General features: G+C 63.5%; 13 protein-coding genes. 5 read left to right on the plus strand and 8 right to left on the minus strand.

The window, feature by feature from the left end; translation table 11 throughout:
* The 4 genes from mutL to G7009_RS14055 are packed head-to-tail and all read right to left on the minus strand — an operon-like array spanning position 1 to position 4,666.
* Positions 1–1,902 (minus strand): DNA mismatch repair endonuclease MutL, encoded by a 1,902-nt coding sequence (gene mutL / locus G7009_RS14040; RefSeq protein WP_181130674.1) that lies wholly within the window; start codon positions 1,900–1,902, stop codon positions 1–3.
* Positions 1,899–3,332, minus strand: coding sequence for an N-acetylmuramoyl-L-alanine amidase (locus tag G7009_RS14045; RefSeq protein ID WP_181130675.1), 1,434 nt, complete (start codon positions 3,330–3,332; stop codon positions 1,899–1,901). Before G7009_RS14045 ends, mutL begins: the two co-directional genes overlap by 4 nt.
* Before the next feature lie 12 nt (positions 3,333–3,344).
* Entirely contained in the window at positions 3,345–3,818 is a 474-nt protein-coding gene (tsaE, locus tag G7009_RS14050) for a tRNA (adenosine(37)-N6)-threonylcarbamoyltransferase complex ATPase subunit type 1 TsaE (protein WP_181130676.1), read from the minus strand.
* A complete protein-coding gene (locus tag G7009_RS14055; RefSeq protein WP_181130677.1) occupies positions 3,806–4,666 on the minus strand; it encodes an NAD(P)H-hydrate dehydratase in 861 nt (286 codons plus the stop codon). Before G7009_RS14055 ends, tsaE begins: the two co-directional genes overlap by 13 nt.
* A 65-nt stretch (positions 4,667–4,731) precedes the next feature.
* Here G7009_RS14055 and queG point away from each other — a divergent pair, with 65 nt between their 5' ends.
* The gene (gene queG, locus G7009_RS14060) at positions 4,732–5,805 is read left to right on the plus strand and encodes a tRNA epoxyqueuosine(34) reductase QueG (RefSeq protein ID WP_181130678.1); all 1,074 of its coding nucleotides are present in this window, start codon (positions 4,732–4,734) and stop codon (positions 5,803–5,805) included.
* A 238-nt stretch (positions 5,806–6,043) separates the two neighbouring features.
* Here queG and G7009_RS14065 read toward each other — a convergent pair whose 3' ends face one another.
* Positions 6,044–6,655, minus strand: coding sequence for a trimeric intracellular cation channel family protein (locus G7009_RS14065; protein ID WP_181130679.1), 612 nt, complete (start codon positions 6,653–6,655; stop codon positions 6,044–6,046).
* A gap of 91 nt (positions 6,656–6,746) precedes the next feature.
* Positions 6,747–7,289 (minus strand): oligoribonuclease, encoded by a 543-nt coding sequence (orn, locus tag G7009_RS14070; RefSeq protein WP_181130680.1) that lies wholly within the window; start codon positions 7,287–7,289, stop codon positions 6,747–6,749.
* 141 nt (positions 7,290–7,430) lie between these two features.
* On the opposite strand from orn, the gene rsgA reads away from it, so the two are divergent.
* Positions 7,431–8,462: a small ribosomal subunit biogenesis GTPase RsgA gene (rsgA, locus tag G7009_RS14075; protein WP_181130681.1), complete on the plus strand. Its 1,032-nt coding sequence runs from the start codon at positions 7,431–7,433 to the stop codon at positions 8,460–8,462.
* Positions 8,463–8,800: 338 nt separating this feature from the next.
* Here rsgA and motB read toward each other — a convergent pair whose 3' ends face one another.
* On the minus strand, positions 8,801–9,829 hold the full coding sequence (gene motB, locus G7009_RS14080) for a flagellar motor protein MotB (protein WP_181130682.1): 1,029 nt from the start codon (positions 9,827–9,829) through the stop codon (positions 8,801–8,803).
* Between the two features lie 3 nt (positions 9,830–9,832).
* On the minus strand, positions 9,833–10,684 hold the full coding sequence (gene motA / locus G7009_RS14085) for a flagellar motor stator protein MotA (RefSeq protein WP_181130683.1): 852 nt from the start codon (positions 10,682–10,684) through the stop codon (positions 9,833–9,835).
* Between the two features lie 129 nt (positions 10,685–10,813).
* Here motA and G7009_RS14090 point away from each other — a divergent pair, with 129 nt between their 5' ends.
* The 3 genes from G7009_RS14090 to asd are packed head-to-tail and all read left to right on the plus strand — an operon-like array spanning position 10,814 to position 14,078.
* Positions 10,814–12,349 (plus strand): HDOD domain-containing protein, encoded by a 1,536-nt coding sequence (locus G7009_RS14090; RefSeq protein WP_181130684.1) that lies wholly within the window; start codon positions 10,814–10,816, stop codon positions 12,347–12,349.
* A gap of 44 nt (positions 12,350–12,393) precedes the next feature.
* A complete protein-coding gene (locus G7009_RS14095; RefSeq protein WP_181130685.1) occupies positions 12,394–13,218 on the plus strand; it encodes a rhodanese-like domain-containing protein in 825 nt (274 codons plus the stop codon).
* Positions 13,215–14,078 carry an archaetidylserine decarboxylase gene (asd, locus tag G7009_RS14100; RefSeq protein WP_181130686.1) on the plus strand — a complete coding sequence of 288 codons (864 nt, stop codon included), beginning with the start codon at positions 13,215–13,217 and terminating at the stop codon, positions 14,076–14,078. The genes G7009_RS14095 and asd overlap by 4 nt, the downstream gene beginning before the upstream one ends.
* Positions 14,079–14,395 lie beyond the last annotated feature (317 nt).

Raw genomic sequence — 14,395 nt, forward strand, 5'->3', positions numbered from 1 at the left:
TCATCGACCGCGCAGGAAAAGTTTGTCCAGATCGTCCAGCCCCATCTGCGTCCAGGTCGGACGTCCATGGTTGCATTGGCCGCTGCGCTCGGTGTTTTCCATGTCGCGCAACAGGGCGTTCATCTCGGGGATGGCCAGGCGCCGGTTCGCGCGCACGGCGCCATGACAGGCCATGGTACCGAGCAGTTCGTTGAGATGGGCCTGGATACGGTCGCTGGTGCCGTATTCCATCAGGTCCGCCAGCACATCCTGGACCAGACGGTTGGCTTCGGCCTGCTTGAGCAAGGCCGGGATCTGCCGGATCGCCAGGCTTTCAGGTCCCAGCCGCTGCAACTCGAAACCAAGCCGCCGGAACCAATCGGCGTGCTCCTCGGCGCAATCGGCCTCGCGCTGGCTGAGCGCCAGGGACTCTGGCACCAGCAGTGGCTGGCCGCTCAACCCTTCGCTGGCCATCGCCACCTTTAGGCGTTCGTACATGATTCGCTCGTGAGCCGCGTGCATGTCCACCAGGACCAGACCCACGGCGTTCTCGGAAAGAATGTAGATACCTTTGAGCTGAGCCAGCGCATAGCCCAGCGGCGGTATGTCGCCCTCGCTCTGCGGTAGCGCAGGAGCGCCATCCGTGCTCAGAGGCGAGAAGAATTCGCGGTAGACCGCCTTGGCCTCAGCCACGGGCACTGCCTGGGCTGGTCGGGGGGTGTATTGATATTGGTAGCCTGCGCCATTGCCCGACCCCGCGGCACCGTAGGTGGGACGCTGCTCGCCCGCCGGCTGCTCCAGCAGCGAAGCCGCCAGGCGCATCTCGCCCTGGGGCCCGAATTCTCCGGCCTGCTGACCGGACGGTCGGACGATCTCGCTCGTCGCTGCCGGCGCCGCGAGCTGGTCTTCCGGACGCACATCGGCCAGGGCACGATGCAGGATCCCATACAGGAAATCGTGCACCATGCGCCCTTCGCGGAAACGCACCTCATGCTTGGTCGGGTGAACGTTGACATCGACACCCACCGGATCGAGCTCGAGAAACAGCACGAAGGTCGGATGTCGCCCATTGAACAACACGTCACGGTAGGCCTGGCGTACGGCATGGGCGACCAGCTTGTCGCGCACCGCCCGCCCATTGACGAAGAAGTACTGCAGATCGGCCTGGCTGCGCGAGAATGTCGGCAGCCCGACCCAGCCCCACAGACGCAAGCCGTTGCGTTCGACGTCGATCGGCAATGCCTGCTCCAGGAAGCCTGGACCGCAGATCGCGCCGACTCGTCGCGCACGGGTGGTCTCATCCACCGCCTCGTGCAGGCTGAGAACGCTCTTGCCGTTATGGCGCAGGTGGAAGCCGACATCGAAACGCGCCAGGGCCAAACGGCGGATCACCTCCTGCAGATGATCGAACTCGGTCTTCTCGGACTTGAGAAACTTGCGCCGGGCCGGCGTATTGAAGAATAGGTCGCGCACTTCCACCGAAGTGCCGACCGGGTGCGCCGCGGGCTGGACACGCGGCATCATGTCCCGCCCCTCGGTCTCGACTTGCCAGGCCTCGCTGGCGGATGCCGTGCGAGAGGTCAGGGTCAGGCGCGCCACCGAGCTGATCGAAGCCAGCGCTTCACCACGAAAGCCAAGGCTGAGTACCCCCTCGAGGTCCTCGAGTTCGCGAATCTTGCTGGTGGCATGGCGAGCCAGCGCCAGAGGCAGGTCGTCGGCGGCAATACCCCCACCGTCATCTCGCACACGCAGCAGCTTCACACCACCCTGCTCCACTTCCACGTCGATACGACGGGCACCAGAGTCCAGGCTGTTCTCGAGCAGCTCCTTGATCACCGAAGCCGGACGTTCGACCACCTCGCCCGCGGCGATCTGGTTGGCCAGTCGCGGGCTGAGCAGTTCGATGCGCGAACCACCACTCATGGCTGCGACGCCAGTGTCGTACCGGGAATATCCAGCTGCTGGCCAATCTTGAGTTCATCGCTTTTCAGACCGTTGCTGCTGCGCAGGCTGGCAACGCTGACCTGGTACCGCACGGCGATCATGGCCAGGGTTTCGCCGGGCCGTACCGTATGCTCGCGCGGACCTTGGGCAATCTTGCCGCTGTCACGCATCCAGGCGATATAGGTGCCGGGCGGTGGGTTCTGCTGGAAGAACTGCAGCACGCCACTGTGAATCGAGCGCGCCAGCGATTGCTGGTGGCTACGAGTCGCCAGCTTGGCGGCCTCGTTGGCGTTGGAAATGAAGCCGGTCTCGACCAGGATCGAAGGAATGTCCGGCGACTTCAACACCATGAAACCCGCCTGCTCCACGCGGCGCTTGTGCAACGACGTGATGCGCCCCATGTTGCCGAGCACCTTCTGCCCCACGTTCAGGCTGGAGCTGAGTGTCGCCGTCATCGACAGGTCCAGCAGCACGCCTGCGAGCATGCGGTCCTTGTCATCCAGGCTGACGTTGCCGGCGCCGCCGATCAGGTCGGAGCGGTTTTCACTGTCGGCCAACCAGCGAGCGGTCTCCGATGTCGCGCCCCGATCGGATAGGGCGAACACCGATGCTCCGAAGGCCGCCTTGGAAGGTGCGGCATCGGCATGGATGGAGATGAACAGGTCGGCGCCTTTCTTGCGGGCGATCTCGGTGCGCTTGCGCAGCGGAATGAAGTAGTCGCCCGTACGCGTCAGCTCGGCGCGGAAACCTTTTTCGGTATTGATCTGGCGCTGCAGCTCCTTGGCGATCTGCAGCACGATATCTTTCTCGTGCTGACCCCGCGCGCCAGAGGCACCCGGGTCTTCGCCGCCATGCCCGGCGTCGATGGCGACGACGATGTCGCGCTTGCCGCTGGGCACGGGCGTGAGCTTGATCGCCGGCTGCGCCGGGGTCACGGGCACCGCGGGTGCCGTGGCCGGTGTCGGTACTGGCGTGGGCGGCGGCGTCGGTGCGCTGGCGGCCACCGCATCGGCCTCGGTGTCGTACAGGTCGACCACCAGGCGATTGCCATACTGGGCATTCGGCGCCAGGGTAAAGCTCTTGGGCGTGAGCGCTTTCTTCAGGTCCACCACCACGCGCAGGTCGGTCGCGGTGCGCTGGGCCGAGCGGACGCTGGAAATGGGGGTATTGGAGGTGGATACGTTGAGCGGAGCGCCAAGCGTCGCGCCATTGATGTCGATCACCAGTCGGTCCGGCGCACTCAACGTGAACACGCTGTGCTGCACGGGCCCGGAAAGGTCGAAGACCAGCCGTGTGTTGTCCGGAGCGCGCCACAGGCGCATGCTCTTGACTTGCGTGACGGCCAGAGCGTCAACGGTCACCGCTGTCAGCAGCAGTCCAACGACAGCGACCAGTGCGCGTATGCGCATACCATTCCCCACTTATTGATTGAATTCGACAGCCAGAACGGCACACCAGGCCTCGCCGCGCGAGCCCTGCGGCGACAGAGTCAGCGAGCGACCGCCCGCCTGGGGGCTTATGGTAATGGTCAGGTCCGGCTTTGGCAAAACGCCTGCCCCTTTCTGGGGCCATTCGAACAGGCACAGGGCGTCACCTTCGAAATAATCGCGAATACCCATGAACTCCAGCTCCTCGGGATCGACCAGGCGATACAGGTCGAAGTGGAAGGCGCGGATGTCACCGATCTCATAAGGTTCGACCACCGTGAAGGTGGGACTCTTCACTGCCCCGGTGTGCCCAAGGCCACGGATCAGACCGCGCGACAGGGTGGTCTTGCCCGCCCCCAGGTCGCCCTCCAGAAAGATCACGCCGTGTCCGGCGGTAACCTGTGCCAGACGCGCGCCAAAATCGATCATGGCCTGCTCGTCGGCCAGAAACAGGGTTATGCCAGACACGCTGAATGCTCCTCCAACAACTCACGAATAACCGGGATAAGATCACTGGCCGCCAGGCCACGGCCCCGAGGACCCAGGCGTTCGCCCGCGCAGGCATGCAGCCAGACGCCCAGCCGGGCGGCCGCGCCTGCCTCCAGCCCTTGGGCCAGCAGCGCCGCCAGGACGCCGGTAAGGACATCCCCCAGCCCCGCCCCAGCCATGGCCGGATGACCACGGCTGCACAGTGCCAGTTGGCCATCTGGATCGGCAACCAGCGTACCCGCCCCCTTGAGCACACAGACGCTGGCGTACTTGCGCGCCAGCTTGCGCGCCGCGCCAGGACGATCGGCCTGTACCGCTTCGGTGGACACACCGAGCAGGCGGGCAGCCTCGCCCGGGTGCGGAGTCAGGATGCTGCCGCTGGGCAGCGCCAGCGGCGTTCGCGCCAGCAGATTGAGCGCATCGGCGTCCCAGACCTGCGGCAAATGGGCATTGGCCACTGCCGAAAGCAGGCTGCGCCCCCAGGCCGCCTGGCCAAGACCGGGGCCGACCACCAGCACCGAGGCGCGCTCCAGCACGCCCATCAGCTGATTGGCCGAACTCACGCCCAGGCACATGGTTTCGGGAAGGCGCGTCAAGGCAGCGCCCACGTGTTCGGGTCGCGTGGCCAGGGAAACCAGGCCTGCCCCGCAGCGCAACGCGGCCTCGGCGCTGAGCAGCACGGCGCCGCCGGTACCCAGGTCGCCTCCGACCACCAGCACGTGGCCGAAGTCGCCCTTGTGCGCGTCCGGGTGACGGGGCGGCAGACTGGCGATGTTCACGCTGCTGAGTCGTTGCACAAGATTGTCAGTGTGTTTGGTCTGGGGCATAGGGTCAAAAGCTCCGATGTCTGGCAGAATTATACGCACCTGAGCCCGTATTGCCTTGTTCGACCATGTCTTCCTCGATTCCTTCCCTAGCCACATTGGCCCAATCCATCAAGGACTGGGGCCGCGAACTCGGTTTTGCCCATGTCGGCATCGCCGGGGTGGCGCTTGGCGAGCACGAAAATCACCTGCAGCGCTGGCTGGAAGCGGGTTACCAGGGGGAGATGGACTACATGGCTGCCCACGGCAGCAAGCGCTCGCATCCCGACGAACTGGTGCCCGGCACCTTGCGCGTGGTCTCGCTGCGGATGGACTACCTGCCTGGCGATACCGAAATGGCCAAGCGCCTGGCCCAGCCGGAAAAGGCCTATGTCTCGCGTTATGCCCTCGGTCGCGACTATCACAAGCTGATTCGCAAGCGTGTGCAGCATCTGGCCGAGCGTATCCAGGAAACGATCGGCCCCTTCGGCTTCCGCGCTTTCGTCGACAGCGCCCCAGTGCTGGAGAAAGCCATTGCCGAACAGGCGGGGCTCGGCTGGATCGGCAAGAACACCCTGCTGCTCAACCGCAAGGCCGGCAGTTATTTCTTTCTCGCGGAGCTGTTCGTGGATGTGCCGCTGCCGGTGGACGAAGCCCAGGGCAGCGAACATTGCGGACGCTGCCAAGCCTGCCTGGACATCTGCCCGACGGGTGCCTTCGTCGGGCCGTACGTGCTCGACGCGCGACGCTGCATCTCCTACCTGACCATCGAGCTGAAGAGCGCCATCCCCGTGGAACTGCGCGCATTGATCGGCAATCGGGTCTTCGGTTGCGATGATTGCCAGATCGTCTGCCCCTGGAACCGCTTTGCCCGCCCTACGATCGAAAGCGACTTCAAGCCCCGGCACAACCTCGACAATGCCGACCTGGCCGAGCTGTTCCTCTGGGATGAAGCGACGTTCCTGAGCAACACAGAAGGCTCGCCTCTGCGCCGCGCCGGATACGAGCGCTGGCTACGCAACCTGGCGGTCGGGCTCGGCAACGCACCGTCGACGATTCCGGTCCTCGAGGCCCTGCGCGCGCGCCAGGATCACCCCTCGGAACTCGTGCGCGAGCATGTCGAATGGGCCCTCGCCCGGCATGGCGCAATACCACTCACTTGAGCAAGAGCATTCGATTTTCAAATGCCGAGGTTCATCTTGCAGCCCTTGATTCGGTTGTGAAGCTTATGGCCTCGCGGGACAAGCCCGCTCATCACCGGAGTACGCGCACACCAGTGGTGAGCGGGCTTGTCCCGCGACGAGGCCATAAGCTTCACAGAGGATCTTGAAAGCCCAAAGCTAAACCCCAGCATTTGAAAATCGAGTGCTCTTGCTCAAGGACTGGTATTGGCGCCTGCGGCTAAGGCTGGTCGTTATAGTGGAACTTGGGCATTTCCCAATGAAAGCGGATGGCCAGCAGGCGCAACAGGAAACCGCCGAACAAGGTCAGCAGCATCGCCTGCTCAGCGGGCACCTTGAAATACACGCACGCCAGATAGAACCACGCCGCGGCGAATGACACGCTGGCGTACAGTTCGCGGCGGAATACCAGCGGGATATCGTTGCAGAAGATATCCCGCAAGATACCTCCGAAGACTCCCGTGATGACCCCACTGATCGAGGCCACGAGCATGCCCTGGCCCATCTCCAGCGCGGTCATGCAGCCGATCAGAGTAAAGGCCACCAGGCCCAAGGCATCAAGCACCAGGAACAGCGATCGCAGGTGGCGCATCAGCGGGGCCATGAAGATGGTCAGGAGTGCGGCGAAGCTGGTGAGTACCAGGTATTCCGGGTGCTTGACCCAGGTCAGCGGATAATGCCCGAGCAATACGTCGCGCACCGAACCACCGCCAAGGGCGGTGATGCAGGCGATCAGCACCACGCCGAACCAGTCCATCCCGCGACGACCGGCGGACAACGCGCCGGTCATGGCTTCGGCGGTGATGGCAATGAGGTAGAGCATCAGCAACATGGCGCGGATCCGGGCAGAAAGGCGCGCAGTCTACCCAGTTGCTCAAGGCGCCAAAAGAGGGCGCGCCAACCTTCGGCGGCGCAGTCCCGGTTCAGAACTTTATGAAATGCTCGCGGTAATGGCGCAGCTCGGCGATCGACTCGCGAATATCGTCGAGCGCAAGGTGGGTATTGCCCTTGCTGAAGCTGTCCCGAACCTGCGGCGCCCAGCGCGCGGCCAGTTCCTTGAGGGTCGATACATCCAGGTTGCGATAGTGGAAATAACCTTCGAGCGTGCGCATGTGCCGGTACAGGAAGCGACGGTCCTGGCAGATGCTGTTGCCGCAGATCGGCGATTTGCCCTTGGGTACCCATTGTTCCAGGAACTTCACCGTCTCGGCCTCGGCTTCGGCCATGCTGATGCGGCTGTCGCGTACTCGCTGGGTCAGACCGGAAGCCCCATGGGTGCGAGTGTTCCATTCATCCATGCGCGCCAGCACCTCATCGCTGTGGTGGATGGCGATCACCGGGCCTTCCGCCAGGGTGTTGAGCTCGCTGTCGGTGACGATGGTCGCCATCTCGATGATGACGTCGTTGTCCGGGTCCAGTCCGGTCATTTCCAGATCGATCCAGATCAGGTTCTGTGAATTCTGCATGTATAGGCTCCTCGTTCAGCCCTCATAGTAGCCCAGGGCCCGGCCCCGATGCATGCGCGAGCGTGCATGCCGGAAGAATGCATACCGGCAGAGCATGCTAGACTGCCAGCCGTTTCCTCTGCCCCGCGACTCGGAATATTCATGGCCAAACGCCAGCTCAATCGCCGCCAGAACTGGCGTATCGAAAAAATCCAGGGTGAGCGCGCCGCTCGCGCCGCCAAACGTGAGCAGCATGCGCTGCAGGAACTCGAAGGCGGAGACCTGGGTCCCGAGCAGCTGGGCCTGGTCATCGCTCACTTTGGCGTACAGGTCGAAGTCGAAGCCCAGGATGGCGACGACGCCGGTCAGATTTTCCGCTGCCACCTGCGCGCCAATCTGCCCGCGCTGGTCACCGGCGACCGTGTCGTATGGCGTGCCGGCAACCAGGGCATCGGTGTGATCGTGGCGCAGATGCCGCGCACCTCCGAACTGTGCCGACCGAACAACCAGGGTCAGCTCAAGCCGGTCGCGAGCAACGTCGACCTGATCGTCATCGTCTTCGCCCCGGCGCCGGAGCCACAGGCCAACCTCATCGACCGTTACCTGGTGGCCGCCGAGCACGCGGGTATTCGTCCCTTGCTGCTGCTCAACAAGGCCGACCTGATCGACGAGCAGAACGCGCCGGCGCTCAATGCGCTGCTCGCCGTGTATCGGAGCCTGGGGTACCCGCTGCTGGAAGTTTCCGCGCATCACGGCGGAGGCATGCAGACGCTTCAACAGAACCTGGCCGGGCATGTCAGCGTGTTCGTCGGCCAGTCCGGCGTCGGCAAGTCGTCGCTGGTCAACAGCCTGCTACCCAATGCCCAGTCCCGCGTGGGCGACCTTTCGGACTGGTCCGGCCAAGGCACCCACACCACCACGACCGCGCGCCTCTATCATTTCCCCAATGGCGGCGACCTGATCGACTCCCCGGGTATCCGCGAGTTCGGCCTGGGCCATGTCAGCCGCGATGATGTCGAGGAAGGCTTCATCGAGTTCCGCGATCTGCTCGGTACCTGTCGATTCCGCGACTGCAAGCATGACCGTGAGCCGGGCTGCGCCTTGCTCATTGCCCTCGAAGAGGGTCGGATCCAGCAGCAGCGGATGAACAGCTACCGCTCGATCATCGCCAGCCTGCCGCAAGAAACGTACTGAGCTGACGACCGCGTTCGAGCGGCCCTGTAACGCAAAACGCCTAATGCCAGTCAGTTAAGGGCAAGCAGTCGGTTCAAATGCTGGTGCTTAGCCCTCGGCTTCGGGAATCTTCGGTGACGCTACTGGCCTATCGCGGGACTAGCCCACTCACCACCGGGCGTGATGTTCCAAGTGGTGAGCGGGCTAGTCCCGCGATAGGCCAGTAGCGTCACTGAATAAATCCGGAAACCAAACAAGAAAGCCAGCCAATGAAATTTGCTGATCTCTCCTAACTGACAAGCATGATGCAAAACGCCCGTGACTACATCGGTAGGCACGGGCGTTTTGCGTTACAGGGATTACTCCCGCGGCTCGTCCATCTTCAAGGTGCCATCCTCGAAGATATTGAGTTTCTGCCTCAGCTCGCGGGGCTGCATGGGTGCCTGGGCACCCGTGTCCGCCGGTACTGTCGCTCCCGGTGCCGCCGCTCCCGATGCATCACTGGCTGGCGGAGTCGCCTGCGGTGGCGGCGGTGTCCCCTGCTCACCCTCGATCGTGCGTTGGGCCTTCTTGGTCAGGACGATGATATCGATCCGTCGGTTGACCGGATTGAAAGGGTCCTTGCGATCGAACAGCGAAGACGAGGCATAGCCGACTACCCGTGCCACCTGCTCGTCGGGGTAACCGCCCGCGACCAGCGCGCGCCGCGCCGCGTTGGCACGGTTGGAGGACAGCTCCCAGTTGCCGAACCCGCCACTGCCCGCGAACGGCTTGGCATCGGTGTGACCACTGACGCTGATCTTGTTCGGCACGGCCTTGATGGTGTCGGCCATGGCCAGCAGGATGTCTTCGAAGTAGGGCTGCAAGCGCGCGCTGCCGATATCGAACATGGGCCGGTTCTCGGCGTCCATGATCTGGATGCGCAAGCCGTCCTGGGTGATCTCGAAGAGTATCTGGTCCTTGAACTTCTGCAGCTCTGGATTCTCCTCGACCTTGTTCTGCAACTCCTGCAGCAACAGCTCGAGACGCTCGCGCTCGACCTGCTCGGCCATGTTCTCGACCGTGTTCTGGTCGATCGGGATGCTGGTCTCGGTGGTCGGGTCGGACTTCTGCTCGGGGTTGATGGTCTTTTCCGGCGCGAGCTCGGGCGAGCCGCCCAGGTCGATGACGTAGGGCGTGCCACTTTCCATGAAGCCGATCGGGTCCTGGAAATAGCCGGCGATGGAGATCTTCTGTTCCGGGGTGGCCGTGGACATCAGCCAGAGCACCAGGAAGAACGCCATCATCGCCGTCGCGAAGTCGGCGAAGGCGATCTTCCAGGCGCCGCCATGGTGGCCCGCGGCGAAGCGCTTGACGCGCTTGATGATTATCGGCTGATTGTTTTCCATGACTCAGCGACCACGAACGGCTTGTTCCAGCTCGGAGAAGCTCGGACGGTGCTTGGGGTACAGCACCTTGCGCCCGAATTCCACGGCCAGCGACGGCGGCATGCCGGATGCCGAAGCGACCAGCGAGGCCTTGATCGCTTCGTACAGGTTGACCTCTTCCTTGGCGTCGTGCGCCAGGCAGTTGGCCAACGGACCGAAGAATCCATAGGCCGCGAGAATACCGAAGAAAGTACCCACCAAGGCCGCGCCGACGTGCATGCCGATGGCGGCCTGGTCGCCTTCGCCGAGCGAAGCCATGGTCACCACGATCCCCAGTACCGCCGCGACGATACCGAAACCGGGCATGCCGTCGGCAATACCAGTGACCGCGTGGGACGGATGTTCGAGCTCTTCCTTGAGGCTCATCAGTTCCATGTCGAACAGGCCCTCGAGCTCGTGAGGCGCCATGTTGCCGGTGGACATGATGCGCAGGTAGTCGCAGATGTAGGCGGTCATGCGCTCGTCGGCGAGCACGGCGGGATATTTGGCGAAGATCGGGCTGGCGGCCGCGTCCTCGATATCGGCCTCGATGGCCATCATGCCTTCGCGACGGCTCTTGTTAAGAATCTCGTAGACCAGGCCCAGTACCTCCAGATAGAAGGTGTGGGTAAAACGCGAGCCGAACATCTTTACCGACTTCTTGATTACATGCATGGTCATGTAACCGGGATTCGACTGGAGGAACGCGCCAAAAGCGGCACCGCCGATGATCAGGACTTCGAACGGCTGGATCAATGCTGCGATCTTGCCGTGAGAGAGGACGTATCCGCCGAGCACGCTCGCGAATACGACGATGATGCCGATAATTTTAGCCATAGTTCAGAGCACTTGCCGTCTTGGTCAGGGTCAGGAGCGGGAGCTTGAAAACTCTTCTTCTACTTATCGGCAGAACTGCGCCAGACTATAGCCAGTCAAAGCGAAAAGTCAGTTCGGACTGATGTCAAAATGCCAATTGAAACCAAGGTTCCAAGTCAGATTCCGCCTACACTGGAGGGCTGGGTAAAGCTGCTCGACAGCATTCGCCTACCCGTGCCCAAGCTCAGTCATGATCGTGTCATGGCTGCCATCAACGACAGCCGTCGTTCGATGCGCGACATCGCCGAACTGATGCAAGGCAGCCCCGCGCTGGTCCTGAGCGTGATACGCGAGGCCAATCATTCGGCCAATGCCAGCCAGGCCGAGCCGGCGGAAAGCCTGGAAGTGGCGCTCAATCGCCTCGGCCTGACCCGTACCGGGCAGCTGCTGGCGCGCTTGCCCGCTCTGCCGGACATCGACATCCCTCCCGTGCTGCGCCAATTCCAGCTGATCAGCCAGCACGCGAGCCAACAGGCCAGCGGCCTGTTCGCCAGCCGCCTGGCGCGCCTGTGGCAGGAGATCCACTGGGGCAGCCTGTTGTTTCTCGCCCCTCTGTGGCCCTTGGCCATGGTGCATCCGAGGTTGCTCGACGCCTGGGAGCTGCGGGTCATTCATAAGGGAGAGGACGCCGCGCACGTGGAGCAAGAGCTGTTCGGCGTGCGGATCATGCAGTTGTGCCGGGCCGTGGCGGAGCACTGGCGTCTCCCGGGATGGGTCACCCAGGGCTATCGGTTGCTGCTGGAAGAGCGCGATCAGCTGGCCAAGACCTTGAGCATCGCCCGCGAGGAGGATCCCCTCGTTCAGCAGCACCGCCTCGACGAAGAGCCGGGCCTGCGCCGCTGGTTCAACCAGCCGGCCAACACCGTCTTGCTGGCCAACGGCCTGGCACTTGCCGCCCAGGTCGGCTGGGACAACCCACACCTGCTGCGTTGGCAGTTACTGACCAGCCTCTACCTGCAGACCTCGCTCGACGATGTGCAGCAGCAGGTCCACCAACAGGCCGCGGCCAGCGCGCGCCAGCATGCCAGTCACGCGCTGTTCCATCCGGCCGTGGCACTGCTGTGGCCCTGGGATCAGCGTCGTCCTCACCCCGACATGCTGGCCCCGCCCGCGCCCGCTAGCGAAGACATCGATCGCTGGCGCAAGTTGTGCACCGAGCTGCTGGCGCAGCCAAGTCCGTTCACCAATGCCATTCACCTGAGCACACAGGCGCGTGACGCCCTGCTCGCCTGCGGCATGCAGCGAATCATGCTGCTGATGCTCGACAAGGCCAACAACAGCCTGCGCGTCCTGCAGACCGCGGGGCTGCCCAGGGAAGCGGCAGCGCTGCATATGCCCGTCGAGGGCAACAAGCTTCTGCAGCGCCTGACCAGTCAACCGGCGCAACTGCGCCTGACGCCCGAAAACCACGCCCAGTTCGGCGCATTGATGCCCGCGGCGCTGCGCGCCTGCTTCGATGGTGAACATCTGCTGCTGCGTTCCCTGGCAGTCAATGGCCAGGTATTGATGCTGGCGATTGCCGACCAAGGAGGCAAACCGCTGGCCGACGTCAGCGTCCAGGCCTTCGGCAAGACCACGCCTTGCATCGAGCGGGCCCTGGCTGCCTTTGGCAACCGCAACGCTTGAGGCATGCGCTACAATCGCCCCTCTGTTCCACCCTGGAGACTCGGATGACTGACTTTTCCGGCCTGCCGCTGGTAATCGAAGCGGCCGACCTGCTGCCTCGCCTGCATGCCCCCCAGCTGATCCTGGTAGACCTCACCAGCGTCAATCGCTATGGCAGCGGCCATATCCCCGGCGCCCGCTTTGTCGACCCCAAGCGCACTCAGCTGGGCCAGCCGCCGGCCCCCGGCCTGCTGCCTAACCGTGCCGACCTGGAAAAGCTGTTCGGCGAACTGGGACATCGCCATGATGCCGTCTATGTGGTCTATGACGACGAAGGCGGTGGCTGGGCCGGGCGTTTCATCTGGCTGCTCGATGTCATCGGTCATGACCGTTATCACTACCTCAACGGTGGTATCCAGGCGTGGCCGGCCGACAAGCTCTCGACCGACATTCCACCCAGCGCCGGCGCCCCGGTCAGCCTGAACCTGCATCCCGAGCCCACCGCGACCCGCGAGTACCTGCAAAGCCGGCTGGGCGCCGATGACCTGGCGATCTGGGATGCCCGCAGCCTCGGTGAATATCGGGGCGACAAAGTCCTGGCCGCCAAGGGCGGTCATATCCCCGGCGCGATCAATTTCGAATGGACTGCCGGCATGGACCTCAACGATCACCTGCGCATCCGCAAGGACATGCCGGAGATACTCGAGCGCCTGGGCATCACTCCAGACAAGGAAGTGATCACCCACTGCCAGACCCATCACCGCTCCGGCTTCACCTACCTGGTGGCCAAGCACCTGGGCTACCCACGGGTCAAGGCCTATGCCGGCTCCTGGGGCGAATGGGGCAACCACCCGGACACGCCAGTAGATACGTTTAAGGAAACTCAATGAAATCCCGCTTGTTCATCCTCAGTCAGTACCTGCTGCCGCACCATCTGCTGTCGCGACTGGCCGGCTGCGTTGCCGAATGCCGCGTGCGCTGGTTCAAGAATGCCTTCACCGCCTGGTTCGCCAAGCGCTACCAGGTCGACATGTCCCAGGCCCTGGTCGAAGACCTGACCGCCTACGAGCATTTCAACGCCTTCTTCACCCGCGCCCTCAAGCCGGGCGCTCGCCCGCTGGACCAGACACCGGGCGCCATCCTCTGCCCCGCGGATGGAGCGGTGAGCCAGGTAGGCCCGATCGAGCACGGCCGTATCTTCCAGGCAAAAGGCCACAGCTACAGCGCCCTCGAACTGCTGGGCGGCGACCCTGCCCTGGCCGCGCCCTTCATGGGCGGCGAGTTCGCCACCATCTACCTGTCGCCGAAGGATTACCACCGCGTACACATGCCGCTGGCCGGCACCCTGCGCGAAATGGTCTATGTGCCTGGCCGGCTGTTCTCGGTGAACCAGACCACGGCGGAAAACGTTCCTGAGCTGTTCGCTCGCAACGAGCGTGTCGTCTGCCTGTTCGACACCGAGCGCGGTCCGATGGCCGTGGTACTGGTGGGTGCGATGATCGTTGCCTCGGTCGAGACGGTCTGGGCCGGCCTGGTGACTCCGCCCAAGCGTGAACTGAAGACGTTCCGTTACGACGAAGGCAGCCGCGAGCCGATCCATCTGGAAAAAGGCGCGGAGCTCGGTCGCTTCAAGCTCGGTTCCACTGCTGTCGTACTGTTCGGGCCGGAGCAGGTGAAGTGGGCACAGACATTGGGTGCCGGATCCGCGGTGAGCATGGGCGAGTTGCTGGCAGTTCCCGCCCAGGGTTGATTCGACCGACAGGAAAGCCCCCGCAAACGTCGTGCCTGCATAGCTTTTTATTTGAGGTAGGCGCCCTGGACCTCGTTGCGAAAGCTAGGCGCACGCCGTTTGGTTTCGGCGCTTTCGAGATCGAGCGCCGCTTGCGCGGCGCATCGCGGGACAAGCCCGCTCGCCACCTGAGATTTGCCTGACCGGAAAAGATGAGAACCACCGACTGCTGGGCAGGGATCCAGCTGATGCTGGTGTTGCTCCCCATTCTTTTAGCATCGCGCCCCAGTGGTGAGCGCGCTTATCCCGCGACGCGCCATGGACCAGTGGTGAGCGGA

The sequence above is a fragment of the Pseudomonas capeferrum genome (assembly GCF_013523055.1).
In the GTDB taxonomy this organism is placed as follows: domain Bacteria; phylum Pseudomonadota; class Gammaproteobacteria; order Pseudomonadales; family Pseudomonadaceae; genus Aquipseudomonas; species Aquipseudomonas capeferrum_A.